General features: G+C 72.3%; 22 protein-coding genes. 11 read left to right on the top strand and 11 right to left on the bottom strand.

Features of this window, described 5'->3' with window-relative positions; translation table 11 throughout:
* Positions 1-2 precede the first annotated feature (2 nt).
* Entirely contained in the window at positions 3-1,133 is a 1,131-nt protein-coding gene (locus ACFYX0_RS02855) for an ADP-ribosylglycohydrolase family protein (protein ID WP_388965602.1), read from the bottom strand.
* Positions 1,130-2,332 carry an ADP-ribosylglycohydrolase family protein gene (locus ACFYX0_RS02850; RefSeq protein WP_388965598.1) on the bottom strand — a complete coding sequence of 401 codons (1,203 nt, stop codon included), beginning with the start codon at positions 2,330-2,332 and terminating at the stop codon, positions 1,130-1,132. Before ACFYX0_RS02850 ends, ACFYX0_RS02855 begins: the two co-directional genes overlap by 4 nt.
* A gap of 270 nt (positions 2,333-2,602) precedes the next feature.
* Between ACFYX0_RS02850 and ACFYX0_RS02845 the strand changes: the two genes are divergently transcribed.
* The 3 genes from ACFYX0_RS02845 (at position 2,603) to ACFYX0_RS02835 (ending at position 9,770) form a co-directional block, all read left to right on the top strand.
* Positions 2,603-3,334 carry a VIT1/CCC1 transporter family protein gene (locus tag ACFYX0_RS02845; RefSeq protein WP_355903791.1) on the top strand — a complete coding sequence of 244 codons (732 nt, stop codon included), beginning with the start codon at positions 2,603-2,605 and terminating at the stop codon, positions 3,332-3,334.
* A 375-nt stretch (positions 3,335-3,709) separates the two neighbouring features.
* Complete coding sequence (gene gltB / locus ACFYX0_RS02840; RefSeq protein WP_388965595.1) at positions 3,710-8,314, top strand: glutamate synthase large subunit; 4,605 nt, start codon at positions 3,710-3,712, stop codon at positions 8,312-8,314.
* Positions 8,307-9,770, top strand: coding sequence for a glutamate synthase subunit beta (locus tag ACFYX0_RS02835; RefSeq protein ID WP_388965593.1), 1,464 nt, complete (start codon positions 8,307-8,309; stop codon positions 9,768-9,770). The genes gltB and ACFYX0_RS02835 overlap by 8 nt, the downstream gene beginning before the upstream one ends.
* Before the next feature lie 126 nt (positions 9,771-9,896).
* Here the strand turns inward: ACFYX0_RS02835 and ACFYX0_RS02830 are convergent, their stop codons facing one another.
* The 3 genes from ACFYX0_RS02830 to ACFYX0_RS02820 form a co-directional block, all read right to left on the bottom strand.
* Positions 9,897-10,808 (bottom strand): rhomboid family intramembrane serine protease, encoded by a 912-nt coding sequence (locus ACFYX0_RS02830; protein ID WP_388965591.1) that lies wholly within the window; start codon positions 10,806-10,808, stop codon positions 9,897-9,899.
* A 176-nt stretch (positions 10,809-10,984) separates the two neighbouring features.
* Entirely contained in the window at positions 10,985-11,941 is a 957-nt protein-coding gene (locus ACFYX0_RS02825; RefSeq protein WP_388965589.1) for an acyl-CoA dehydrogenase family protein, read from the bottom strand.
* Positions 11,941-13,080, bottom strand: a complete 1,140-nt coding sequence (locus ACFYX0_RS02820) for an acyl-CoA dehydrogenase family protein (RefSeq protein WP_388965587.1) — start codon at positions 13,078-13,080, stop codon at positions 11,941-11,943. The genes ACFYX0_RS02825 and ACFYX0_RS02820 overlap by 1 nt, the downstream gene beginning before the upstream one ends.
* Before the next feature lie 133 nt (positions 13,081-13,213).
* Here ACFYX0_RS02820 and ACFYX0_RS02815 point away from each other — a divergent pair, with 133 nt between their 5' ends.
* The 3 genes from ACFYX0_RS02815 to ACFYX0_RS02805 all read left to right on the top strand — a co-directional run bounded on the left by ACFYX0_RS02815 (position 13,214) and on the right by ACFYX0_RS02805 (position 15,989).
* Positions 13,214-13,999: an SDR family oxidoreductase gene (locus ACFYX0_RS02815; RefSeq protein WP_388965584.1), complete on the top strand. Its 786-nt coding sequence runs from the start codon at positions 13,214-13,216 to the stop codon at positions 13,997-13,999.
* A 42-nt stretch (positions 14,000-14,041) separates the two neighbouring features.
* Positions 14,042-14,653, top strand: coding sequence for a TetR/AcrR family transcriptional regulator (locus ACFYX0_RS02810; protein WP_355903774.1), 612 nt, complete (start codon positions 14,042-14,044; stop codon positions 14,651-14,653).
* Positions 14,654-14,831: 178 nt separating this feature from the next.
* A complete protein-coding gene (locus ACFYX0_RS02805) occupies positions 14,832-15,989 on the top strand; it encodes an acetyl-CoA C-acetyltransferase (RefSeq protein ID WP_388965581.1) in 1,158 nt (385 codons plus the stop codon).
* Positions 15,990-16,195: 206 nt separating this feature from the next.
* Here the strand turns inward: ACFYX0_RS02805 and ACFYX0_RS02800 are convergent, their stop codons facing one another.
* Genes ACFYX0_RS02800 through ACFYX0_RS02785 form a run of 4 tightly spaced genes read right to left on the bottom strand, consistent with a single transcriptional unit; the run spans position 16,196 to position 19,709 of the window.
* The gene (locus ACFYX0_RS02800) at positions 16,196-17,257 is read right to left on the bottom strand and encodes an NAD(P)H-dependent flavin oxidoreductase (RefSeq protein ID WP_388965578.1); all 1,062 of its coding nucleotides are present in this window, start codon (positions 17,255-17,257) and stop codon (positions 16,196-16,198) included.
* Positions 17,257-18,012, bottom strand: coding sequence for a CoA-transferase subunit beta (locus tag ACFYX0_RS02795; protein WP_388965575.1), 756 nt, complete (start codon positions 18,010-18,012; stop codon positions 17,257-17,259). Before ACFYX0_RS02795 ends, ACFYX0_RS02800 begins: the two co-directional genes overlap by 1 nt.
* Positions 18,009-18,965: a CoA transferase subunit A gene (locus ACFYX0_RS02790; RefSeq protein ID WP_388965572.1), complete on the bottom strand. Its 957-nt coding sequence runs from the start codon at positions 18,963-18,965 to the stop codon at positions 18,009-18,011. The genes ACFYX0_RS02795 and ACFYX0_RS02790 overlap by 4 nt, the downstream gene beginning before the upstream one ends.
* On the bottom strand, positions 18,966-19,709 hold the full coding sequence (locus ACFYX0_RS02785) for an enoyl-CoA hydratase family protein (RefSeq protein ID WP_355903759.1): 744 nt from the start codon (positions 19,707-19,709) through the stop codon (positions 18,966-18,968). It lies immediately after the preceding gene.
* A gap of 125 nt (positions 19,710-19,834) precedes the next feature.
* On the opposite strand from ACFYX0_RS02785, the gene ACFYX0_RS02780 reads away from it, so the two are divergent.
* Both ACFYX0_RS02780 and ACFYX0_RS02775 read left to right on the top strand, forming a co-directional pair.
* Complete coding sequence (locus ACFYX0_RS02780; RefSeq protein WP_388965926.1) at positions 19,835-20,614, top strand: SDR family oxidoreductase; 780 nt, start codon at positions 19,835-19,837, stop codon at positions 20,612-20,614.
* A complete protein-coding gene (locus ACFYX0_RS02775) occupies positions 20,611-21,519 on the top strand; it encodes an SDR family oxidoreductase (RefSeq protein ID WP_388965569.1) in 909 nt (302 codons plus the stop codon). The genes ACFYX0_RS02780 and ACFYX0_RS02775 overlap by 4 nt, the downstream gene beginning before the upstream one ends.
* Positions 21,520-21,594: 75 nt before the next feature.
* On the opposite strand, the gene ACFYX0_RS02770 is transcribed toward ACFYX0_RS02775, so the two are convergent.
* Together ACFYX0_RS02770 and ACFYX0_RS02765 are read right to left on the bottom strand one after the other, a co-directional pair.
* Positions 21,595-22,338 (bottom strand): ankyrin repeat domain-containing protein, encoded by a 744-nt coding sequence (locus ACFYX0_RS02770; RefSeq protein WP_388965566.1) that lies wholly within the window; start codon positions 22,336-22,338, stop codon positions 21,595-21,597.
* Positions 22,339-22,445: 107 nt separating this feature from the next.
* Positions 22,446-23,342 carry a hypothetical protein gene (locus ACFYX0_RS02765; RefSeq protein ID WP_388965564.1) on the bottom strand — a complete coding sequence of 299 codons (897 nt, stop codon included), beginning with the start codon at positions 23,340-23,342 and terminating at the stop codon, positions 22,446-22,448.
* A gap of 230 nt (positions 23,343-23,572) precedes the next feature.
* Between ACFYX0_RS02765 and ACFYX0_RS02760 the strand changes: the two genes are divergently transcribed.
* The 3 genes from ACFYX0_RS02760 to ACFYX0_RS02750 all read left to right on the top strand — a co-directional run bounded on the left by ACFYX0_RS02760 (position 23,573) and on the right by ACFYX0_RS02750 (position 25,684).
* The gene (locus tag ACFYX0_RS02760; RefSeq protein WP_388965562.1) at positions 23,573-24,352 is read left to right on the top strand and encodes a S1 family peptidase; all 780 of its coding nucleotides are present in this window, start codon (positions 23,573-23,575) and stop codon (positions 24,350-24,352) included.
* A gap of 265 nt (positions 24,353-24,617) precedes the next feature.
* Positions 24,618-24,968: a chorismate mutase gene (locus ACFYX0_RS02755; RefSeq protein WP_355903745.1), complete on the top strand. Its 351-nt coding sequence runs from the start codon at positions 24,618-24,620 to the stop codon at positions 24,966-24,968.
* A 137-nt stretch (positions 24,969-25,105) separates the two neighbouring features.
* Positions 25,106-25,684 carry a two-component system response regulator gene (locus ACFYX0_RS02750; RefSeq protein WP_388965559.1) on the top strand — a complete coding sequence of 193 codons (579 nt, stop codon included), beginning with the start codon at positions 25,106-25,108 and terminating at the stop codon, positions 25,682-25,684.
* The last annotated feature ends 41 nt before the right edge of the window (positions 25,685-25,725 follow it).

Raw genomic sequence — 25,725 nt, 5'->3', positions numbered from 1 at the left:
AATCATCCACCTGGAGCGGTCAGTTCCGTCGCCTCCAGGAGTTCGGCGAGGTGTACGAGGTCGGTACCGGTCAGCCGGGGGAGCGCGCAGCCGGACAGGGTGCGGCAGGCGTCCCGCCAGGCGGGCGGGATCGCCGCGCCGCCGCCGATCGCCCCGGTCAGCGCGCCGGCCAGGGCCGGGGCGGAGTCGGCGACCCGCGACAGACACGCGGCGGCGGGCACGGCCTCGGCGATCCGGCCGCGGGCCGCCGTCGCCAGGGCGAGCGCGACCGGGACGGTCTCCGCGGCCGCGACACCGTAGCTGTAGACATGGTCGACGATCTGGTGCTCCAGCAGCGGTACGACGGAGAAGGCGCGGTCGCCGTCCCGGGCCAGCGTCAGCGCGTGCCGGGCGTTGCGGCCGATCTCGGTGGACTCCGGAAGTTCGTCCAGGGCGGCCGCCACGCAGGCCTCGACGCCCTCGCCGCACAGGGCGAGCGAGAGGGCCGCGGCCATGGCACGCGCCCCGTGCACCCCGTCGCCGTCCTGGGTGTAGTGGGCGTCGAACTCGGCGAGCTCCGCGGCGACTCGGGGATCCCCGGGGTGCGCCACGGCCAGCACACAGGCCCGTACACAGGCCGCGTCGTCGAAGTAGTGCGGGTTGTCGTGACCGGTGGCGGGCGGGCGCAGACCGGTGGCGAGATTGCCGAGTCCCGCGCGTACGGAGATCCGGGCGCGCAGCGGCGGAACCGCCGACTCGACCTCGGGTGCGCGGTCGGCCGCGGCGGCGACCTCGGCGGCTACCGCGTTCCAGGACAGATCGATGGCCGCGCGCATCCTGCGCTGCCGGCCGAGGTCGCCGAGGGCGCTGCCGTCCCCGGCCCGCAGCACGGCCTCCGCCGCGAACGCCGCCCACTCGGCGTCGTCCGACGGCCCCAGCCGCAGCGGCTCCGGGCGCTGGTTGAGCGCGATCGGCACGGGCAGGGTGGTGGTCGCGTTCTGCTCGGCGAAGGTGTCCAGTTCCCGGGTGAGCCGCCGGGTCCACTCGGGCATCCGGGCGGCCCGGTGCCGGGCGGCCGGCCATCCGGCGGCGTCGCCCGCGGCGAGCCCGAGCAGCAGCCCCTCGACCCGGCGGGGACCGGTGGCCGCGCTCATGACTCCGCCTCGTCCTCGTCCGCCGCGGCCACGTACGCCGCCTCCGCGTAGGCCGCGGGATCGGTCTGCGCCCGGGCGTCCTGGAGCGGGGGGCCGTTGCGGGGCACCGGGTCGCGGGTGGTGGCGGATGCGCCGGGGGCGGCGAGCGGCACGGGGTCCTCGCGTCGCGTCGGAGTGCCGGCGCTCCGCGCCGCTGCCCCCTCCTCCTGAGGCGTCAGCAGGTCCGCCACATCGAGCACATGGTGGCCCGCCACGGACGGCAGGCACCGGCCGCGGACCGGCCCGATGGCCGTCGCCCACGCGGCCGGGATCGCCGACACTCCGCAGGTCGCACCGGCCAGCGCGCCCGCGACCGCGGCCGTGGTGTCGGCGTCGCGGCCCATGTTCACCGCGGTGAGCACCGACTCCTCGAAGTCGCCGTCCGCCGCCGCGTACGCGCCGAAGGCCAGGGCCACCGCCTCGGGGGCGAGGTCCGTCCAGGGGTAGCCGCCGATCACCACCGAGGAGCGGACCGCGCGGGCGCCCCGGCGCGCCGCCGTCACCGCGCGGCGCAGGGAGCGGGCGGTCCACGAGTCGTCGGGGACGACCGCGAGGGCCGCCCCCACCACGGCGGTCGTCGGCGCGCCCGCCATCGCCGCCGCCACCCCGGCGGCCACCGCCTGGCCGCCGTAGATGCCCTCCCCCTCGTGGCTCACCGAGCCGTCGACGGCCACCAGCCGGGCCGCCTCCACGGGGCGTCCCGCCGCGAAGACGCCGAAGGGGGCCGCGCGCATGGCCAGGCCGTCGCTCCAGGCGTGCCGGTGCTGCGCGGAGATGGGCGCCGCGAGGCCCCGGCGGAGGTTCTCCAGCGTGCCCCGCTCGCTGAAGCCCGCCCCGCGGAACGGCCCCTCGTCGCGGTCCGCGATCCACCGGTGCCAGGCCGCCTCCACCTGCGCCACGGTGAGCGCCGAGCCGTACCGGGCCAGCAGCAGCCCTGAGAAGATCGCGTACTCGGTGTCGTCCGTGCCGGAGGGCTGCTCGACGACGTACCCCGTGATGCGGCCCCAGCGGGCGCGGATCTCGGACGGTCGCATGTTCTCGGCGGGCGCGCCCAGCGCGTCCCCGACGGCGAGGCCGAGCAGCGCGCCGCGGGCCCTTTCCCGCAGGCCGCAGGCGTCCCCGGGGGCCGGGGAGGGGGGAGTGCAGGCGCTGGATGCCATACGGAGCCTCTCCTCTCAGGACGCCCCTCCCCGGTCCCGGCCACGGAACCGCTCTGCGGATCTGTGCCACCGGAGTCGTACCGCCGAGCCTCGCGGGCCTCAGCATCACCCTTCCGACATCTGTGCAGGGCTGTACACGGATGAGCATTCAAAGGCAAAAGCGCAGGTTAGCCCAGCCTTTCCTTGCTGGCGGCCGGGCAATATACGACGTACTTTGTGTGTAGTCGAAAAGTGGAAACAGTCCAAGCAAGCACACCTGGGGGACCGGGCATGGCCATCATCGAGACCGAGGCGACCCTGCACGAGGCGCACCGGGACAACCACACCCACCGCGATGTGAACGGCGGATGGCTCCGCCCCGCCGTCTTCGGCGCGATGGACGGACTGGTGTCCAACCTGGCCCTGATGACCGGTGTCGCCGGCGGGTCCGTCGGCCAGCAGACCATCATCATCACAGGTCTCGCGGGCCTGGCCGCCGGGGCCTTCTCCATGGCCGCGGGTGAGTACACCTCCGTCGCCTCGCAGCGCGAGCTGGTCGAGGCCGAGCTGGACGTCGAGCGCCGCGAACTGCGCAAGCACCCGGAGGACGAGGAAGAGGAACTCGCGGCGCTGTACGAGTCCCGCGGGGTCGAGCCCGCACTCGCCCGCGAGGTCGCCCGCCAGCTCTCCCGCGACCCGGAGCAGGCCCTGGAGATACACGCGCGCGAGGAACTCGGTGTCGACCCGGGCGACCTGCCCTCCCCGCTGGTGGCCGCCGTCTCCAGCTTCGGCTCCTTCGCCCTCGGCGCCCTGCTGCCCGTCCTGCCGTTCCTGCTCGGCGCCCACAGCCTGTGGCCCGCGGTGCTGCTCGCCCTGCTCGGGCTCTTCGGCTGCGGTGCGGTCGTGGCCAAGGTGACGGCAAGGTCCTGGTGGTACAGCGGGCTGCGGCAGCTCGCTCTCGGTGGCGCGGCGGCCGGTGTGACGTACGCCCTGGGTACTCTGTTCGGTACCGCCGTAGGATAAAGAGCACAACTCTTATGCGAGGGACCGCATAAGTAGTTGTTACTCGACGGTTTCGACCGCCTGACCACCGGGCATGAGCCGTAAGCACCGCGGGCAATGACGCCTGCGCCGCACCTCCGCGGTGGGCGACGACGCCCGCCCCGCCCCCTGGCCCGACGGACACCGATCTGTCCGCTTGCGCCCCCTGACTCCATCGCCGTGCGTGGGAACCCCAACTCGCCCCGCGCCCCGCTGATGTCCGCATGGTGAAACGGTCTATCCCGCTTCCCGAGAACGACCTCATCATGTAACCTGCACGAAATTTTGCACCTGACGCAGAGGGCCAACGTCGTCCCTCGGCACTGCACATGCCACATGACGACGACGGGAGAGCCGATGCGTACGCCGCGCCAGCCGTCCCAGCACTCCGCGAATGGCCAGAACTGGTCGTTCATGGATGCTCGCCCTGCTGCGCAGGGTATGTACGACCCCCGCAATGAGCACGACGCCTGTGGCGTCGGCTTCGTGGCGACCCTCACCGGTGAGGCGAGCCATGCGCTGGTCGAACAGGCGCTCACGGTTCTGCGCAACCTGGAGCACCGCGGCGCCACCGGCTCCGAGCCGGACTCCGGTGACGGCGCCGGCATCCTCTCCCAGGTGCCCGACGCCTTCTTCCGCGAAGTGGCCGGTTTCGAACTGCCCGCGGCGGGCGGCTACGCCGTCGGTATCGCCTTCCTGCCCGAGGCGACGACCGCCGAGGCCGTCTCACAGATCGAGACGATCGCCGCGGACGAGGGCCTGACCGTCCTCGGCTGGCGTGAGGTCCCGGTCGCCCCCGAACTGCTCGGTGCCACGGCCCGCTCCACGATGCCCGTCCTCCGCCAGCTGTTCGTCACGGACGGCGCGAGCCAGGGCATCGACCTCGACCGCAAGGCGTTCGTGGTGCGCAAGCGCGCCGAGCGCGAGGCCGACGTGTACTTCCCGTCGCTGTCCGCGCGCACGATCGTCTACAAGGGCATGCTGACCACCGGCCAGCTGGAGCCCTTCTTCCCGGACCTGTCCGACCGCCGCTTCGCCACGGCCGTCGCGCTGGTCCACTCGCGCTTCTCCACCAACACCTTCCCGAGCTGGCCGCTCGCCCACCCGTACCGCTTCGTCGCCCACAACGGCGAGATCAACACGGTCAAGGGCAACCGCAACTGGATGCGCGCCCGCGAGTCGCAGCTCGTCTCCGACCTGTTCGGCGCCCAGGAGAACCTGGAGCGGATCTTCCCGATCTGCACGCCGGACGCGTCCGACTCCGCCTCCTTCGACGAGGTGCTCGAACTTCTGCACCTCGGCGGCCGCTCCCTGCCGCACTCCGTGCTGATGATGATCCCGGAGGCGTGGGAGAACCACGAGTCCATGAACTCCAAGGACGCGGCCCGGCGCGCGTTCTACCAGTACCACTCCACGATGATGGAGCCCTGGGACGGCCCCGCCTGCGTCACCTTCACCGACGGCACCCAGGTCGGCGCCGTGCTCGACCGCAACGGTCTGCGCCCCGGCCGCTACTGGGTCACCGACGACGGCCTCGTCGTCCTCGGCTCCGAGGTCGGCGTCCTCGACATCGACCCCGCCAAGGTGGTCCGCAAGGGCCGGCTGCAGCCGGGCCGGATGTTCCTCGTCGACACCGCCGAGGGCCGCATCATCGAGGACGACGAGATCAAGGCGACCCTCGCCGCCGCACAGCCGTACCAGGACTGGCTGGAGGCCGGCGAGATCGAGCTGGGCGACCTGCCCGAGCGCGAGCACATCGTGCACACCCACGCCTCGGTCACCCGCCGCCAGCAGACCTTCGGCTACACCGAGGAGGAGCTGCGCGTCATCCTCGCGCCGATGGCCAGGACCGGCGCCGAGCCGATCGGCTCCATGGGCACCGACTCGCCGATCGCCGCGCTCTCCGAGCGCCCGCGTCTGCTCTTCGACTACTTCACCCAGCTGTTCGCGCAGGTCACCAACCCGCCGCTGGACGCGATCCGCGAGGAACTGGTCACCTCGCTGCGCTCGTCGCTCGGTCCGCAGGGCAACCTGCTGGAGCCGACCGCGGCCTCCTGCCGCAGCGTCGTGCTGCCCTTCCCGGTGATCGACAACGACGAGCTGGCCAAGCTGATCCACATCAACGCCGACGGCGACATGCCCGGCATGAAGGCCGCCACGCTCTCCGGCCTGTTCCGGGTCGCCGGCGGCGGTGACGCGCTCGCCGCACGCCTGGCGGAGATCTGCGCCGAGGCCGACGCGGCCATCGAGAACGGCGCCCGGCTGATCGTGCTCTCCGACCGGCACTCGGACGCCGAGCACGCGCCGATCCCCTCGCTGCTGCTCACCGCGGCCGTCCACCACCACCTCATCCGCACCAAGCAGCGCACCCACGTGGGCCTGCTGGTCGAGGCCGGCGACGTCCGCGAGGTCCACCATGTCGCCCTGCTCATCGGCTACGGCGCCGCGGCGGTCAACCCCTACCTGGCGATGGAGTCCGTCGAGGACCTGGTCCGGGCCGGAACGTTCCTGCCGGGCATCGAGCCCGAGAAGGCCATCCGCAACCTGATCTACGCCCTCGGCAAGGGCGTCCTGAAGGTCATGTCCAAGATGGGCATCTCGACCGTCGCCTCCTACCGCGGCGCACAGGTCTTCGAGGGCGTCGGCCTGGACGAGGCCTTCGTCGAGGAGTACTTCAACGGCACGGCCACCAAGATCGGCGGCGTCGGCATCGACGTCATCGCCCAGGAGGTCGCCGCCCGCCACGCCAAGGCCTACCCGGCCTCCGGCATCGCTCCCGCGCACCGCGCGCTGGAGATCGGCGGCGAGTACCAGTGGCGCCGCGAGGGCGAGCCGCACCTGTTCGACCCCGAGACGGTCTTCCGCCTCCAGCACTCCACGCGCACCGGCCGCTACGACATCTTCAAGAAGTACACGGACCGGGTGAACGAGCAGTCCGAGCGCCTGATGACGCTGCGCGGCCTGTTCGGCTTCCAGTCCGGCCGGCAGCCGATCCCCGTCGACGAGGTCGAGCCGGTCTCCGAGATCGTCAAGCGCTTCTCCACGGGCGCCATGTCGTACGGCTCCATCTCCCAGGAGGCGCACGAAACCCTCGCCATCGCCATGAACCAGCTGGGCGCCAAGTCCAACACCGGTGAGGGCGGCGAGGACCCCGAGCGCCTGTACGACCCGGCCCGCCGCTCGGCGATCAAGCAGGTGGCCTCCGGCCGCTTCGGCGTGACCTCCGAGTACCTGGTCAACGCGGACGACATCCAGATCAAGATGGCCCAGGGCGCCAAGCCCGGCGAGGGCGGCCAGCTGCCCGGCCACAAGGTCTACCCCTGGGTCGCCAAGACCCGGCACTCGACCCCGGGCGTCGGCCTGATCTCCCCGCCGCCGCACCACGACATCTACTCCATCGAAGACCTGGCCCAGCTGATCCACGACCTGAAGAACGCGAACCCGCAGGCGCGGATCCACGTGAAGCTGGTCTCGGAGGTCGGCGTCGGCACGGTCGCGGCGGGTGTGTCGAAGGCGCACGCGGACGTCGTCCTGATCTCCGGCCACGACGGCGGCACGGGTGCCTCCCCGCTCACCTCCCTCAAGCACGCGGGCGGTCCCTGGGAGCTCGGCCTCGCCGAGACCCAGCAGACGCTGCTGCTCAACGGCCTGCGCGACCGCATCGTCGTGCAGACCGACGGCCAGCTCAAGACCGGCCGCGACGTCGTCATCGCCGCGCTGCTCGGCGCCGAGGAGTTCGGTTTCGCGACCGCGCCGCTCGTCGTCTCCGGCTGCATCATGATGCGCGTCTGCCACCTGGACACCTGCCCGGTCGGCATCGCCACCCAGAACCCGGTGCTGCGCGAGCGCTTCGCGGGCAAGGCCGAGTACGTCGTGAACTTCTTCCAGTTCATCGCGCAGGAGGTCCGCGAGCTGCTCGCCGAGCTGGGCTTCCGCTCCATCGAGGAGGCCGTCGGCCACGCCGAGGCCCTCGACGTGACCCGGGCCGTCGACCACTGGAAGGCGCAGGGCCTGGAGCTGGAGCCGCTGTTCCACGTGCCCGAGCTGCCCGAGGGCGCGGTGCGCCACCAGGTCGTCGCCCAGGACCACGGTCTGGAGAAGGCCCTCGACAACGAGCTGATCAAGCTCGCCGCCGACGCCCTGGCCGCGAACTCCCAGGCCGAGGCCCAGCCGGTGCGCGCCCAGGTCGCGATCCGCAACATCAACCGCACGGTCGGCACCATGCTCGGCCACGAGGTGACGAAGAAGTTCGGCGGCGCGGGGCTGCCCGACGACACGATCGACATCACCTTCACGGGCTCGGCGGGCCAGTCCTTCGGCGCCTTCCTGCCGCGCGGCATCACCCTGCGTCTGGAGGGCGACGCCAACGACTACGTCGGCAAGGGCCTGTCCGGCGGCCGGATCGTCGTACGCCCGGACCGCGCGGCCGAGCACCTCGCCGAGTACTCCACCATCGCGGGCAACACCCTCGCCTACGGCGCGACCGGGGGCGAGATGTTCCTGCGCGGCCGTACCGGCGAGCGGTTCTGCGTCCGCAACTCCGGCGCTCTGGTCGTGTCCGAGGGCGTGGGCGACCACGGCTGCGAGTACATGACCGGTGGCCACGCGGTCGTGCTCGGCGAGACGGGCCGCAACTTCGCGGCCGGCATGTCGGGCGGCATCGCCTACGTCATCGACCTGGACCGGGACAACGTCAACGTGGGAAACCGGGGCTCCGTCGAGGCCCTGGACGACGCCGACCGGCAGTGGCTGCACGACGTGGTGCGCCGCCACGCCGAGGAGACCGGCTCCACGGTCGCCGAGAAGCTGCTCGCCGACTGGGAGACGGCCGCGAACCGCTTCAGCAAGATCATCCCCAGCACCTACAAGGCAGTGCTCGCCGCCAAGGACGCCGCCGAGCGAGCCGGTCTCACCGAGACCGAGATCACCGAGAAGATGATGGAGGCGGCGACCAATGGCTGATCCCAAGGGCTTCCTGACGCACGGCCGCGAGGTCGCCACGTCCCGCCCGGTGGGCGAGCGCGTCAGGGACTGGAACGAGGTCTACGTCCCCGGCTCGCTGCTGCCCATCATCAGCAAGCAGGCCAGCCGGTGCATGGACTGCGGCATCCCGTTCTGCCACAACGGCTGTCCGCTCGGGAACCTGATCCCCGAGTGGAACGACTACGCCTACCGCGAGGACTGGACCGAGGCCTCCGAGCGGCTGCACGCCACGAACAACTTCCCGGAGTTCACCGGGCGGCTGTGCCCCGCCCCGTGCGAGTCGGCGTGTGTGCTCGGCATCAACCAGTCGCCGGTCACCATCAAGAACGTCGAGGTCTCGATCATCGACAAGGCGTGGGACAGCGGCACCGTCAGGCCGCAGGCCCCCGAGCGCCTGTCCGGCAAGACGGTCGCCGTCATCGGCTCGGGCCCGGCCGGTCTGGCCGCCGCCCAGCAGCTGACGCGGGCCGGCCACACGGTCGCGGTGTACGAGCGCGCGGACCGCGTCGGCGGCCTCCTGCGCTACGGCATCCCCGAGTTCAAGATGGAGAAGCGGCACATCAACCGCCGCATCGAACAGATGCGCGCGGAGGGCACCCGCTTCCGTACCGGCGTCGAGGTCGGCCGCGACCTCACCGCGACGGACCTGCGCAAGCGGTACGACGCGGTGGTGATCGCCGCGGGCGCGACGACCGCACGCGACCTCCCGGCCCCCGGCCGTGAGCTCAAGGGCGTCCACCAGGCCATGGAGTACCTGCCCCTGTCCAACAAGGTGCAGGAGGGCGACTACGTCACCTCGCCGATCTCGGCCGAGGGCAAGCACGTGGTCGTGATCGGCGGCGGTGACACGGGCGCGGACTGCGTGGGCACGGCCCACCGCCAGGGCGCGGCCTCCGTCACCCAGCTGGAGATCATGCCCCGCCCGAACGACGAGCGGCACCCGGTCAGCCAGCCCTGGCCCACCTTCCCGCTCCTCTACAAGGTCACCTCGGCCCACGAGGAGGGCGGCGAGCGCATCTACTCGGCCTCCACGACCCACTTCGAGGGCGACGAGGACGGCAATGTGCAGTGGCTGCACCTCGCCGAGGTCGAGTTCGTGGACGGCAAGCTGACCCAGAAGCCGGGCACCGAGCGGAAGATCCCCGCGCAGCTGGTCACCCTCGCCATGGGCTTCACCGGCACCGACCAGCAGAACGGGCTGGTCGAGCAGTTCGGCCTGGAGCTGGACCAGCGGGGTAACATCGCCCGCGACGCCGAATTCCAGACCAACGTTCCGGGGGTGTTCGTGGCGGGCGACGCCGGCCGCGGCCAGTCCCTGATCGTGTGGGCGATCGCCGAGGGCCGCTCGGCCGCCCGGGGTGTCGACCGCTACCTCACCGGCGCCAGCGACCTGCCGGCCCCCATCCGCTCGACGGACCGCTCCCTGACGGTCTGAGCCCCGCGGACGTGACCTGACGGTCACGCATACACGTCCCGTACAAAGGCGTACGGAACACAGGCGGCGCCTGCCCCAGTCCCCGACCGGACCATGGGGCAGGCGCCGTCGCTCGTTCCCAACCGCTCAGCTCGTCAGTCCGGTGACCTTGCCGACCGTCAGCAGCACCAGCAGCACCAGCAGCCCCGTACAGGCAGCGGCCTGGATCAGGCCGCGACGCGGGCCGCGCGGGACGTACGCGAACACGAGGGTCACCACACCGCCCGCCAGCAGGCCGCCGAGGTGCCCCTGCCAGGAGGTCAGCCCCGCCGAGATCAGCAGCCACAGCAGCAGGCCCGTCATATAGCGGTTGACGGTGCTCATGTCGGCGCCGAGACGGCGGGCCATCACGTAGTAGGCGGCGCCCAGACCGAAGATCGCACCGGACGCGCCGATCGTGGGGTTCCCGGGCGCGATCAGCAGGACGAGCACCGAGCCGCCGAGAGCCGACAGCAGATAGAGCGTGATGTAGCGGACGCGGCCCAGCTGCGCCTCCACCATCCGGCCGACGTTCCACAGCGACACCATGTTCATCACGATGTGCAGGATGCCGAACGTGCCCTGAGTGGGCGGCAGATGCAGAAACGCACCGGTCAGCATCCGCTCCCACTGCCCGCCGACCACACCCTCCGCATGCAGCTCAGGCGGGTACGGGTACTGCCACGGGTAGTGGCCGCCGTCCGGTCCCCGCAGACCGGCGCCCAGCATCGCGAACCGGTCCACGATCGCCGGACGTACCAACTCGCCGAGGTAGGCGAGCACATTGAGGCCGATCAGCACATATGTCACCACGGGCGCCGTGGTGATCCGGCCGCCGAACGCAGTGCGCGCCTGACGGATCGACCGCGTGCCCTCCTTGACGCACTCCACGCACTGGTGGCCGACGGCTGCCTCACGCATGCAGTCCGGGCAGATGTAGCGGTCGCAGCGGGTGCAGCGGACGTGAGACTCCACCTTGGGATGGCGGTAGCAGGTGGTGACGGCGGACTCGGGCTCCACGGCCGGCTCCTGGGTCGGGGGATGGATGAAGATGAGCCGGTGGGGACGGCGGCGAACAAAATAGCGAACTCGGTGGAACGGTGATCGGCGAGGGGGAGCGATGACGTGACGCAGGCCCCCGCCACCGCCGGTTCAGACGCGGGAACCCCCGCCGCGACGGTTCGGCGGACACCGTCTCAAGGGCCCGGACGACGGCCGCTGAGGACGGCGGCCCGGCACTCCGCCGGTGTCCCCCACATCCCGCGCAGCACGCGGGCCTTCGTCAGCCACAGGGACAGGTCGTACTCGGCGGTGTAGCCGATCGCCCCGTGCAACTGGAGCGCGGTCCGGGCGGTCGTATACGCCGCCTCGCACGCCGCGACCTTGGCGGCGGCGATGTCCGCCGGAGCCATCGACAGCGCGGCCCCGAACAGCAGCGGCCGCGCGAACTCCAGGGCGATCGCGGCGTCGGCCAGCCGATGCTTGACCGCCTGGAACGAGCCGACCGGCACACCGAACTGGACCCGCTGCCGCACATACCCGACCGTCCGGCCGAGAAGGGCCAGACCCACCCCCAGGGCCTGCGCCGCCGTGGCCAGACGCGCCCAGTCGAGAGCACCCGGGGGAACGGCGGAGCACAGCAGCTCCCCGCCGGGCAGCGGGACGGCCAGCCGACGGGCGGGATCCAGCGACGGCCGCACCTCGGGACGGCAGCCGGGCGCGAGCCGCACCTGCCCGTCCGCGAGGACCAGGACGACCTCCGCCACGTCCCCGTCCAGCGCGTACGCCCCGCCCACCGTGGCCATGACCTTGCCGGAGACCAGCGAGGGAAGCAGCCGCGCGGCATGCTCGGGGACCCCGGCCAGCAGGGCCGCCGCGAGCACCGTCTCCACCACCGGGCCCGGCACCGCATGGCGCCCCAGTTCCACGAAGGCCACGGCCAGTTCCACGGGGAGCGGGCCCATTCCCTCGTACGTCTCCGGGACCGCCGGTGCGAACACACCGGCCTCGGCCAACCGCGACCACAGCGCCCGCCCGGCCGTGTGCTCGCCCGCGCCCCAGGCCCGGGCGACCGACGGGGTGCCGGCGGCGGTCAGCAGCGCGTCCAACGACCTGGCGAACGCGCGCTGTTCATCGGTGAGCAGGAAACGCATCAGCGTCGGCCCTTCGGCAGGCCGAGCAGCCGCTCGGCGATGATGTCGCGCTGGATCTCGTTCGTGCCCGCGTAGAGAGGGCCCGCCAGGGCGAAGACGTACCCCTGCGACCAGCTCGTGTCCGCCGGCTCGCCCTCCTCGCCCAGGAGATCGAGCGCGGTCTCGTGCAGCGCGATGTCGTACTCGGACCAGAACACCTTGTTCAGACTGGCCTCCGGACCGATCCGCGAGCCCTCCAGAAAGCGGGCGGCCGCCGCATGGGCGAACAACTGGTAGGCACGGGCGCCGATCAGCGCGTCGGCCACCCGGTCGCTCATCGACGCCGGGCTGCCCTGGGCCCGCCAGAGCCCGAACAGCCGGTCGGCGGCGGCCAGATAGCGGCCAGGGGAGCGCAGAGTCAGCCCGCGCTCGTCGGCCGCCGTCGACATGGCGATCCGCCAGCCCCGGCCCGGCTCACCGATCACGTCCTCGTCGGGCACGAACACGTCGTCCAGGAAGAGTTCGGCGAAGGCCGGCTTGCCGTCGAGACGGCCGATCGGACGAACCGTCACCCCGGGAGCACGCAGGCCGAACATGACGTACGTCAGGCCCTGATGGGGCTTCGGGGCGTCCGGATCGCTGCGGAACAGCCCGAACGCACGGTCCGCGAAGGCCGCCCGCGACGACCAGGTCTTCTGGCCCCTGAGCAGCCAGCCGCCTCGGGTGCGCACGGTCCGGGACCGCAGGGCGGCCAGGTCGGAGCCGGCCTCGGGCTCCGACCACGCCTGGGCCCAGACCACCTCACCCGCGGCCATCGGCGGAAGCACCCGGGCGCGCTGCTCCTCGGTGCCGTGCTCGAACAGGGTCGGCGCCAGCAGGCCGATGCCGTTCTGGCCGACCCGGCCCGGGGCGCCCGCCGCGTGGTACTCCTCCTCGAAGATCAGCCATCGCACCAGCCCCGCGTCCCGTCCGCCGAACCGGGCCGGCCAGGACACCACCGACCAGCGATCCCGGGCGAGTTCGGCCTCCCAGGCACGGTGGGCCGCGAATCCCTCGGCGGTCTCCAGGGAGGGCAGCGGCACCGACGGCACATGCGCGGCCAGCCAGGACCGGGCCTCGGCGCGGAAGGCCTCGTCGGCGGGCGAGCGGGTGAGATCCACGGGCGGCACCCTTCGAAGACGGACTCGGACGGGTTCGGGCTCGGGTGACTCGGGACGGCCCGGGCGGCTCATGCGGGGCTCGGACGGACTCGGCCCCTTCCCTAACAATTGTTTGGTAGGTTAGCGTGGGCCTATGACAGGCGTCGAGAGTCCGGCGTATGTGCCCGGCCACGGGCTGCTGAAAGGCCGCACCGCCGTCATCACGGCGGCGGCCGGCGCGGGCATCGGAGGCGCGACCGCGCGGCGGTTCCTGGAGGAGGGCGCGCGCGTGCTGATCAGCGACGCCCACGCGCGCCGACTGAAGGAGTACGCGGCCGCACTCGACCGGGAGTTCGCCGGGGCGGTGGCCCACACCGTCTGCGATGTCACCGACGAGACCCAGGTGGGCGCCCTCTTCGACACGGCCGTCCGGCTGCACGGCCGACTCGACATCGTCGTCAACAACGCCGGCCTCGGCGGCACCGCCACGCTCACCGACATGACCGACGACCAGTGGTCGAGCGTGCTCGACGTGACGCTGAACGGCACCTTCCGCTGCAGCCGGGCGGCCCTCAGATCGATGAAGGAGACCGGCGGCGGCGTGATCGTCAACAACGCCTCCGTGCTCGGCTGGCGCGCCCAGGCCGGACAGGCCCACTACGCCGCCGCGAAGGCAGGGGTGATGGCCCTGACCCGCTGCGCGGCGATCGAGGCCGCCGAGTACGGGGTACGGGTCAACGCCGTCTCACCGAGCCTCGCCCTGCACCCCCATCTGGCGAAGGTGACGACCCCCGGACTGCTGCGGAATCTCACCGCCCGGGAGGCCTTCGGACGGCATGCGGAGCCATGGGAGGTGGCCAACGTGATCGTCTTCCTGGCCTCCGGGTACTCCTCCTACATGACCGGCGAGGTCGTCGCCGTCAGCAGCCAGCACGCCTGACGCCGTGCGATGGACCAGCACCCCCGGGATCACAATGGACCCGTGCCGACCAAGAAGAAGCCTCAGGTGACCGCCGCGCCCGCGCGCCGCCGTGAACTCCTCGACACCGCCGCCGAGGTCTTCGCCGAACAGGGCTACAACGCCACCACCGTCCGCACGATCGCGGACCACGCCGGGATGCTCGCGGGCAGCCTCTACTACCACTTCGACTCCAAGGAATCGATGCTGGAGGAGATCCTGCGCACGTTCCTCGACGAGCTCTGGAACGGCTACGACACCGTCCTGGACTCCGAACTGGGCCCACGCGAAACCCTGGAGGCGCTGGTCACCGAGTCCTTCAGGGAGATCGACCGGCACCGCGCCGCCGTCGCGATCTACCAGAAGGAGTCCCGGCAGCTCGCCGCGCAGCAACGGTTCGCGTTCCTCGCCGAGTCACAGCGCAAGTTCGAGAAGGCGTGGCTGTCGACGCTGGAGCGCGGGGTCACCGCCCGGGTCTTCCGGTCCGACCTCGACGTCCGGCTCACCTACCGGTTCGTGCGCGACACCGTGTGGGTCGCCGCGTCCTGGTACCGGCCCGGCGGACAGCACAGCCCGGAGGAGATCGCCCGGCAGTACCTGTCGATGGTGCTCGACGGGATCGCCGTACGCACCTAGCGCCCTGTCGTCAAACTCCCGCCTGCCCTGCGACGCCGTGCACGCTCCCCCACTCTCGGCTTCGCTCGAGCGGGAGGGGCCCCACGCCGCCGCAGAGCCCGCCCTCCGGCCGGACGGCGGGAGTTTGACGACAGGACCTAGCCCTATGTGAGACCCGCCCATTGTGAGGGAGTTGACCATGGCCGAGGCCTATGTCGTCGAAGCGGTCCGCACGTCCGTCGGACGGCGCCGGGGCGGACTGAGCGGGGTCCATCCGGCCGATCTGGGCGCGCATGTGCTGAAGGCCCTGATGGCGCGCTCCGGCGTGGACCCGGCCGCCGTGGAGGACGTCGTCTTCGGCTGCCTGGACACGGTCGGGCCGCAGGCCGGGGACATCGCCCGCACCTGCTGGCTCGCCGCCGGGCTGCCCGAGGAGGTGCCGGGCGTGACGGTCGACCGGCAGTGCGGATCCTCCCAGCAGGCCGTGCACTTCGCGGCGCAGGCGGTGCTGTCCGGCACCCAGGACCTCGTGGTCGCGGGCGGCGTGCAGAACATGTCGCAGATCCCCATCGCCTTCGCCTCCCGCCAGGCCACCGCACCGCTGGGACTCACCGAGGGGCCCTTCGCGGGCAGCGTGGGCTGGCGGGCCCGCTACGGCGACCTGCCCGTCAACCAGTTCCACGGCGCCGAGCTGATCGCCGCGAAATGGGGCATCAGCCGCCGCGACCAGGAGGAGTACGCCCTGCGCTCGCACCGCAGGGCGATCCGCGCGATCGACGAGGGCCGCTTCGACCGGGAAACCGTCGCCTACGGGGACGTCACGGTCGACGAGGGCCCCCGCCGGGACACCTCCCTGGAGAAGATGGCCGAGCTGAAGCCGGTCCTGGAGGGCGGCACCGTCACCGCCGCCTGCTCCTCACAGGTCTCCGACGGCGCGGCGGCCCTTCTGCTGGCCTCCGAACGGGCGGTACGAGAACACGGGCTGACACCGCGCGCCCGGGTCCACCATCTCTCGGTGCGCGGGGAGGACCCGATTCGGATGCTGACGGCACCGATCCCGGCGACCGCGCACGCCCTGAAGAAGACCGGACTCACGATCGACCACATCGACCTCGTCGAGATCAACGAGGCCTTCGCCCCGGTCGTCCTGGCCTGGCTCAAGGAGACCGGAGCCGACCCGGAGAAGGTCAACGTCAACGGCGGCGCGATCGCCCTCGGCCACCCCCTGGGCGCCACCGGCGCCAAACTCATGACCACCCTGCTCCACGAACTGGAGCGCACCGGCGGCCGCTTCGGCCTCCAGACGATGTGCGAGGGCGGAGGCCAGGCCAACGTGACGATCATCGAACGCCTCTGAGGAGGCGGGGGATGGGTGGTGGGTGGTGGGCACTGAGTGCCGGGTGGTGGGTGGGTGGTGCGTGCGGGGTGGTGGGTGGTGAGGGCTCGTGGGTCAGGCACCGCGTCCGCCTGACTCGGTAACCCCCGCCCCGCCCCCGGCCCCCCTCCCTCCCCCCTCCCCCCTCCCGCCCCCAACCCCCATCTCCCTCCCCGGTGCACGGGCCGTCAGCGGCCGGGGTCGTTGCCCCGCGCCAAGGTCTTCAGAACCCCCTCCGCCTCCCTCATGATCCGGTCCACCAGTTCAGCGCACGACGGCAGATCGTCGATCACCCCGGCGACCTGCCCCGACGCCATCACTCCCAGGTCCGTCCGCCCGTCCACCATCGCGGCCTTCAGCAACATGGGTGTGTTCGCGGCCAGCAGGATCTGACTCCAGGCCAGATGCCTGCCGTGTCTCAGAGCGAGGCCGTCGCCGACCATGTCGGTCCAGGTCAGTCCCGACACCTTCCGGAAGCCCGCCGCCCGGCACACCGCCTGTACCAGCGCCCGGGCCCGGCCCGCGCGCTCCAGCGACTCGACGAGCGGGGTGCGGAGCATCCGGTGCGGCAGACCGTCCACGGCCCTCGTCACCGTGACGTCCTGCACCGCCGCCGCCAGATACCGCGCCTTCACCGCGTCCGGGACCGTCGAGTCCGAGGTCAGCAGGAACCGCGTGCCCATCGCGACCCCCACCGCCCCGTACGCCAGCGCCGCGACCAGGCCCCGCCCGTCATGGAAGCCGCCCGCCGCCACCACCGGGATGTCCACGGCGTCCACCACCTGCGGCAGCAGCACGCTCGTCGCCACCTCGCCGGTGTGACCGCCGCCCTCGCCGCCCTGTACGACGACCGCGTCCGCACCCCAGGCAGCCACCTTCTCCGCATGCCGCCGCGCGCCCACCGACGGGATCACGACCACCCCCGCCGCCTTCAACTCGGCGATCAGCTCACGGGACGGCGCCAGTGCGAAGGACGCCACCCGCACGCCCTCCTCGACGAGGATCCGCACCCGGTCGCCCGCGTCCCCGGCGTCCGCGCGCAGATTCACCCCGAACGGCGCCTCCGTCCGCGCCCTCACCTCCCGTATCGCCTCCCGCAGCCGGTCGGCCGTCATGGTCGCGGAGGCCAGGATCCCCAGCGCCCCCGCGTTCGCCGTCGCGGAGACCAGGCGTGGCCCCGCCACCCAGCCCATCCCCGTCTGGACCACCGGATGCCGCACCCCGACCAGCCGGGTGAGCGCCGTGTCCATCAGCGCCCCCCGCCCTCGGCGACACGGTCCGGGACCTCCCGCTCCCGTATCCCCTCCGGATCGATCACCTCACGAATCAACCGCAGTTCCTCGGCCGTCGGTTCCCGTGTGCGCGGTACCTCGTCCGGCACCGTCAGCTCGAATTCCGTCGCCGCCCGTACCTCCTCCACCGTCACCCCCGGGTGCAGCGAGGCCAGCCGCATCGAGCGGTCCGCGGTGGCGAAGTCGAAGACGCCGAGGTCGGAGACCACACGCCGGATGTCATGGAAGCGGGCCGTGGCGGGATGGCGGGCCGCGCGGTCGTACCCCACCCCGCAGACCAGATCGACCCGCTCCACGAACACCCGGCGGGAGTGCCTCGGTATCCAGTAACTCGTGGGGTTGTTGAGGGTGTTGACCGGTGCCCCGCGCATCCCCAGCAGCTGTCGCCGAGGCCGCGCCCAGTCCCCGATGCAGGAGATGTTCTGGTTTCCGAAGCGGTCGATCTGGGCGGCGCCCATCATCACATGGCGCCGGCCGCCGGTGACCAGCGCCAGATGCTGGCGGTAGGGCAGCCAGCCCTCCACCGTCCCGTCGGCGTCCACGAGCATGGCCTCCCCGTCGGTGAGCAGCAGCTCCGGCGAGAAGGTGCCCCGGGCGAGCCGCGCCCCGACGGAGGGGACGGCACCCATCGGGCTCGCGAGGATCTCGCCCGCACCGCGCCAGGCCTCGGCGCAGGCGATGACGCAGTACTCGGCGCGGGTGACCGCGCTCATGACCGCTCCCGGTGCCAGGCCCGTACCGCCGACTGGTAGGCGTGCTCGTCGCCGGTGAGGAACCGGCCGGCGAACTCGGGCCATGCGGTGGTCGCGTAGTGCCGCTGGAAGGTCTCGTCCCGCTCGTGGTCGGGCGCGCAGGACGTGAAGTGCGCGCCATGGGGGGTTTCCACCACTCCGGTCACGGTGTGCCGTTTGATCAACAGGGTCTGCGGTGCGGCCTCCTTCGTCAGCTCCGCCGTGTCCACGATCCGCTCGCACGAGACATAGGCCGCGTCGGCCGCCTCGCAGAACAGGTCGTCGAAGTACGGGTCCGGGCCCAGATACTGACCGTTGCCCAGCCGGTCGGCGCGGTTGACATGGACCAGGGCGGCATCCAGTCGCAGCGCCGGCATGGCGACGAACTCCTCGCCGCCGCCCGGCTCCCGCACGCCCGCGCCGGTGACCTCTCCAGCGGCCTCCCCGGTGGCGTGCCCCGATCCGCCGGACCCCTCGACCGGCTGCCCGCCGAACGGCCACCGGTCGCCGTACGGCGAAGTAACCGTCCGCATCCCGGGGTTGACCCGCAGCACGTCCGAGCCGACGCCCGCCCGCACCGGCAGGAACGGCAGCCGGTTCGCCGCCGCGCGCAGCCCCCACATGAACATCGCCTCGTCGACCTCCACCAACTCCAGTGCGCCGTCCTCACGCGCCGCGCGGTAGTGCGGTTCGAGCGGGATCGAGTCGAGGGTCACGAACGCGGCGACCAGTCTGCGGATCCGTCCCGCCGCCGCGAGCATGCCGACGTCCGGGCCGCCGTAGGAGACGACCGTGAGATCGGTGATCCGGGAGCGCAGCAGCGCCCGCACCAGGGCCATCGGCTTGCGGCGCGAGCCCCAGCCGCCGATGCCCAGGGTCATGCCGCTCTCCAGCCGGGAGACGACCTCGTCCGCGGCCATCGTCTTGTCCCTCATCTAGGTGCCCTCCTTCCCGAAGGTGTTCCGGATCCGGTCGGCGACGCCGCCGGTCTGTGCCTCGAAGGTGAAGCCCTGCTCGAAGCGGTAGCTGCGGCGCACGTCCACCGGGTCGATGCCGTTGATGGCCTCCTTGGCGAGCCGCAGCAGCTCTCCGTCCTTGGCGGCGATCTCACGGGCCAGTTCCAGCGCGGCGGCACGCAGACCGTCCCGTGGCACGACCCGCCACACCGAACCGTGCGCCCGTAACTCGGCCGCCGTCGCCGTGCGCGAGGTGTAGTACAGGGTGCGCATCAGATGCGGGGGCACCAGCCGGGCCAGATGCGTAGCCGCGCCGAGCGCACCGCGCTCCAGCTCGGGCAGCCCGAAGACGGCGTCCTCACTCGCCACGACGGCGTCCGCGTTGCCCACCAGACCTATCCCGCCGCCCAGGCAGAACCCCTGCACGGCCGCCACGACCGGCACCTCGCACTCGTACACCGCCGCGAACGCCGCGGAGCATCCGCGGTTGGCCCCGACCAGCGCCGGGCCGCCCTTCGCCCGTATCTCCTTGATGTCCACACCCGCGTTGAAACCGCGGCCCTCCGCGGCCAGCACGACACAGCGGACCTGTGGGTCGCGTCCCGCCGACCGCGTCGCGTCGGCCAGGGAGAACCAGCCGGTCACCGGCACTGCGTTCACCGGTGGGAAGTCGACCGTGACGACGGCGACCCCTTTTTCCGGGTACGAGGTGGAGACACCCATGGGCGCATCAGCTACCTTTCCACCAAACATTTGTTAGGTGCCTCGAAGCTAGCAGCCATCGGATCCCGCGGGGAGGCCCTGTGGACAACTCGGACGGCACGGGCGGCACAGCCGGTAGGGCAGGTATGGCCGGTACGGCTCGTGCGACCGGCGCGACCGGCGCGAGTCTGCGCGGCAGGGTCGCCGTCGTCACCGGCGGCACGCGTGGCGTCGGGGCGGGGATCACCCGGTCGTTCGTCGCGGCCGGTGCCGATGTGCTGGTGTGTGCCCGTCGGCCACCCGAAACACCCTTGCCGGGAAGCCGGTTCGCCCGGCTGGACGTTCGCGACCCGGCCGCCGTACTGGACTTCTTCGACGCGCTGCCCCGCCTCGACGTGCTGGTCAACAATGCGGGCGGCGCCCCCTACCGGTTCCTCACCGACGTCGGACCCGAACGGCATGCCCGGGTCCTCGAACTCAACCTCGTCGCACCGCTGACCGTCTCCCTCGCCGCGTACCCCCACCTGGAGCGTGCCCGGGGATCGATCGTCATGATCGGCAGCGTGAGCGGGGGCCGTCCGTCGCCGGGCACCGCCGCGTACGGCGCGGCCAAGGCGGGCCTGGAGAGCCTGGCCCGCTCCATGGCCGTTGAGTGGGCGCCGCAGGTACGGGTGAACACCCTCGTCGTAGGCATGGTCCGCACCGAACTGTCCCATCTCCACTACGGCGACGAGGACGGTGTCACGGCCGTCTCCCGGACCGTCCCGCTCGGACGACTGGCCGAGCCGTCCGACATCGGCGAGGCCGCCGTCTTCCTCGCCTCGGACACCGCCGCGTACATCACCGGCGCGAGCCTGCTCGTGCACGGGGGAGGGGAGCGGCCCGCGTTCCTGGACGCCGCGACGGTCAACAGGGGCACGACGTGACGGGTATCGCCGACGGCCGGGTGGTGATCGTCACCGGGGCGGGCCGTGGTCTGGGCCGTGCGCATGCCCTCGCGTTCGCCGCCGAGGGCGCGAGAGTCGTCGTCAACGACCTCGGAGTCGGCCTCGACGGCGCCCCCGGTGCCGGCAGCCCGGCCGGGCGGGTCGTCGAGGAGATCCGCGCTGCCGGCGGCCAGGCGGTCGCGCACGGCGGCGACATCGCGACCGGCGCCGGGGCGGCCTCCCTGGTGGCGGCCGCGCTGGAGGCGTACGGACGCCTCGACACCCTCGTCAACAATGCCGGGTTCCTCCGGGACCGGATGCTGGTGAACCTCGACGAGGACGACTGGGACGCCGTACTGCGCGTCCATCTCAAGGGCCACTTCCTGTCGCTGAGGCACGCCGCGGCGCACTGGCGGGCCGAGGCGAAGGCGGGGCGTGTGCCGTGCGCCCGGGTCGTCAACACCAGCAGCGGCGCGGGGCTGCTGGGCTCGGCCGGGCAGGGCAACTACAGCGCCGCCAAGGCCGGGATCGTCGCCCTGACCCTGGTCGCGGCGGCGGAACTCGGACGCTACGGCGTACAGGTCAACGCCCTCGCGCCCGCCGCGCGGACCAGGATGACCGAGCACACCTTCGCCGAGACGATGAGCGCCCCCGCCGCGGGCTTCGACGCGATGGCCCCGGAGAACGTCTCGCCCCTGGTCGTCTGGCTCGGCTCCGCCGCGAGCGCCGGTGTCACGGGCCGGGTCTTCGAGGCCGAGGGGGGCCGGATCACGGTGATGGAGGGATGGCGGCCGGGCCCGACGGCCGACGCGGGGGTGCGCCGCACACCGGCCGAGGCGGGGGAGACGGCCCGGAGACTGCTGGCACGGGCGGAGCCCCCGGGGGCCGTGTACGGGGCGGAGTAGAGCTGCCCCGGGCTGCGTACGGGGGGAGTGGAGTTGTCCAGGCGGTCCATTGGAGGAGGTGGAGGGCCGGAACGGCTACCCCTCGGGCGGGCCGGGATCCCTCTTCAGCAGTGCCACTATCGCGCGGTGCCCCGTCTGCCGGTTGTTGCCCGCCGCCGGCCGGCCGTCGCGCAGGAGCGCCACCTCCACGGTCACCGTGCCGGGCTCGTCCTCCCTGCGGCTGGTGACGTACTCGTACCCAGGGCCGTACGCCGCCTCCAGGCCCGCGCGCAGCTCGGTCTCGACGTCCAGTGTCAGCCACCGCCGAGCCTCGGCCAGGGCCTCGCGCCGCGCCCGCGCCCCGTGCGCCAGCAGCTCCCGTACACAGCCGGGCGAGCCGCGCCGGGCGGCCGCCACCAGCGGGGGGTCGCCGCCGGGACCGGGCAGGTCCGGGTCCGCGCCCGCCGCCAGCAGCTCCCGTACGACCGCGATGTGTCCGCCCTGCACCGCCCAGGTCAGGGCCCGGAACCCGTACTCCTCCCGCAGGTCGGGCGCGGCCCCGCCCGCCAGCAGCGCCCGCACGACCTCGAAGTGGCCCCCGCAGGCAGCCCCGCACAGCGGCGCGTCGGCACCCGCGCTCAGGCGGTCGGGGTCGGCGCCCGCCGCCAGCAGCAGCCGTACGATGCCCGGTGCGTCGCTCACCGCCGCCAGGTACAGGGCGGTCTGGCCGTCGGCGTCCACCGACTCGGGATCGGTGCCCGAGCGCAGCAGCCGTAGGACCGCGTTCTCGTCCCCTGCGTACACCGCCGCGAACAATCCCGGCGGTTGGTGCGTGTTCATGCCTCGACCCTCGCTCGCAAAGGGGGCCGCGGGCAAAGGCATTTCGGGTGTTCTGTGCCACCGTCGGGGTGCTTCCCCGTGTCCTTCGGCGGCGGCCGGGCCTCAGGTCAGGTGTCGCACTCCAGCACGGTCCGGCACAGCCCGCAGCGGGCCCGCACCCGCCCCCGCACGGGCACCCTGATCCGCTGGTGGCAGGTCGGGCAGGGGAAGCAGACGCCCAGCGGGCCGCGGTCGGCCGAGGTGAACGAGTAGGGCACGCCCGGATGCGAGCCGGGCGCGGAGTGGTCCTGGGCGTGCCGGCGGTCCCTGGCATAGCGACGGCGGCCCGCCCAGCCGGCCGCCGTCAACGGGGGCTGCTGCTCGTCTCGGCGGGCCTGGGCCAGGCCCTTTGTGTACGCCGCGTACGCCTGCGGGCTGGTGAACCAGATCGCGGGGTCCTCGCCGAACAGCAGCGCCCGCTTGGCGAGGACGTAGCCGAACTCCTCCGGGGTGAGATAACCGAGCTTCTGCGACGACGCGCCGTCCTCGCGGAAGGCGTCGAGAAGCAGCCAGCCCGCGCCCAGGTAGGTCGCCGCCGTGTCGGTGAGGATCTCGTTGTCGCGCGTGCCGGGGAAGGACAGGTCGAGGCGGTGCAGATACACGTGCATCACCTCGTGCGCGAGGGCCGCGCCGATATCCCTGCGGTGGGTGCGGAAGCGGTCGTTCAGCTCCACGAAGTACTCGGGGCCGGCGGCGAGTTCGACATTCGCCGCGTGGGTCATCTCGCGGAAGCTGACGATGATCCGGGCGTCCGGCAGCCCGTAGTGGCGCACCATCTCGTGCGCCACGCGCTGCGCGCCCAGATGCAGGTCGTCCTGGTCGGAGAACGCCACGTCGGCCGGGGCCACGCTGGTCGCGAAGGAGCGGACGGTGTCGTACGAGAGTCGTTTGTACAGCGCGGTGACGGCCGCCCGCACCGTGTCCAGATGCGGATAGCCGTGCTCCACCGGTCCGCCGTTCGCCACGTCCACACCCCCTGAAGACGCCGGCCCTGCCTCCACTGTATGCGCGCTTCCCGTCGGTGGCGGGGCGTGCGCGCGCGGACGGCCGTCGTGGCGTCCGCGGGCTGGCCGGAAGCGGTTCTTGTCGCCCCGCCCGGTTCTCTCAATAATCCGTAAAGACTTGGTGGGAGCATGTCAATAGTGACAGTCGCGGGCTGCCGCCGGGCGATCAACCCCCCACGAAAGGAAGCACGGTGAAGCTTCTGAAGAAGACCGGCGTCCTCAAGAGAGCCCTGGCGGCCGTCGCGGTCGCGCTGGCCGCCCTCTCACTCCAGCCTCTGTCGGCGCAGGCCGCCCCCCGGCCCGTCGTCGGCGGGACGCGTGCCGCGCAGGGAGAGTTCCCGTTCATGGTGCGGCTCTCCATGGGCTGCGGCGGGGCCCTCTACACCAAGAACATCGTCCTGACCGCCGCGCACTGCGTGAACGGATCCGGCACCAACACCTCCATCACCGCGACCGCCGGTGTCGTGGACCTGCAGAGCAGCAGCGCGATCAAGGTGAAGTCGGCCAAGGTGCTCCAGGCCCCGGGCTACAACGGCAAAGGCGGGGACTGGGCGCTGATCAAGCTCGCCCGGGCCGTCGACCTGCCCACGCTGCCGATCGCCACCGGCGCCGCGTACAACAACGGCGACTTCACCGTCGTCGGCTGGGGCGCGGCGCGCGAGGGCGGCGGCCAGCAGCGCTATCTGCTCAAGGCGCAGGTCCCCTTCGTCGACGACGCCACCTGTCAGCGGGCGTACGGCACCGACCTGGTGCCCGGCGACGAGATCTGCGCCGGGTTCCCGCAGGGCGGCGTCGACACCTGCCAGGGCGACTCCGGCGGGCCCATGTTCCGCAAGGACGCCACGGGCGCGTACCTCCAGGTCGGCATCGTCAGCTGGGGCGAGGGCTGCGCCCGGGCCGGCTACCCCGGCGTCTACACCGAGGTCTCGACGTTCGCGGCGGACATAGCCCGGGCGGCCGCCGGCCTCTGATGGATGGCAGGTATATGACACAGCAGAGGACACAGCAGAGTCCCTGACGAGGACGCCCGCGGTCCGCCCCGTGCCGCGGGCGCCCTCCCCGGAGACCGCCGCCCGCCCGGCCGTGAAGGCCTCCCGGACGTCTTCCGGACGGCTTCCACGCGCGCGTGGACCCCGGTGCACGCCCGGGCGGCGGCGTACCGGCTGTCCCCGGGAGGCGATCCGCGGTCCGGACAGGAATGGGAGAGCGTCCGCGCGCCCCGTAGGGTGGACGCCCATGACCACCCGCAACACCGCCACCGGCGATGTCGACCCGGCCGTCCGTGCCGAACTCGACCGGCTTCGCGACAGCATCGACAACATCGACGCCGCCGTCGTCCATATGCTCGCCGAACGCTTCAAGTGCACTCAGCAGGTCGGCCACCTCAAGGCCGCGCACCACCTGCCGCCCGCCGACCCGGCGCGTGAGGCCGCCCAGATCGACCGGCTCCGCCGGCTCGCCGAGAGCGCCAAGCTCGACCCCGCCTTCGCCGAGAAGCTGCTCAACTTCATCATTGCGGAGGTCATCCGCCACCACGAGCGCATCGCCGACGACGCCACGTCCACCGCCGACACACCGGGGATGTGATCACGGGGCCCCGACGACGCCTTGCCACGGGGACCGCTCGCCCGTTCGGCCGAGTGACACTTTGTCAGGTCAAAGGAACACGCGGTAGGACGGTTCGGGCATAAGCTGGTTCCGCCCAAACGAGGGGACGTCGGGCCATGCCGTCTGATGCGAGGATTCTCATCGTCGACGACCACGAGGGCACGCTCTACGCCCTGGAGAGCGCACTGGCCCCGCTGGGCTACCGGCTGACCCGCGCGACCAGCGGCGACGATGCGCTCAAGGAGGTCCTGCGCGGCCAGGTGGGCCTACTCCTCCTCGATGTGCGCATGCCCAGGGTGAGCGGACTCGACGTGGTGCGGTACATGCGGCGCGTCGAGCAGACCCAGCACATTCCGGTCATCCTGCTCACCGGCTTCGGCGCCGACGCCGAACTCACCTCCGCGGCCTTCGGCCTCGGCGTCGCCGACCTGCTGCTGAAACCCGTCGACCCCTGGACCCTGCGCACCAAGGTCCGCTACCTCTACGACGCCCATCAGCGCTCCCAGGCCCTCGAACAGGAGGTGCGCGCCCTGCGCGACCGGCTCAAGTCACCCGGCGCGCCCCCCGGCCGCGCCCTTCCCCACCCGGACGCACATGTGCCGGGCAGCGCGAGGACGCCCCGGCCGACCCGGCCCCCGAGAGTTCCCCGGCCCCCGAGAGTTCCCCGGCGCCCCACAAGAGGCACACATAGGTGACGCGCGGCGCGCGGCACCGCGAGAGGGCGTGCGCGCCGTAC

This window comes from Streptomyces sp. NPDC002573 (genome assembly GCF_042889625.1).
Classification (GTDB): domain Bacteria; phylum Actinomycetota; class Actinomycetes; order Streptomycetales; family Streptomycetaceae; genus Streptomyces; species Streptomyces gibsoniae.
This window is presented reverse-complemented; position numbering and strand designations above follow the sequence as displayed.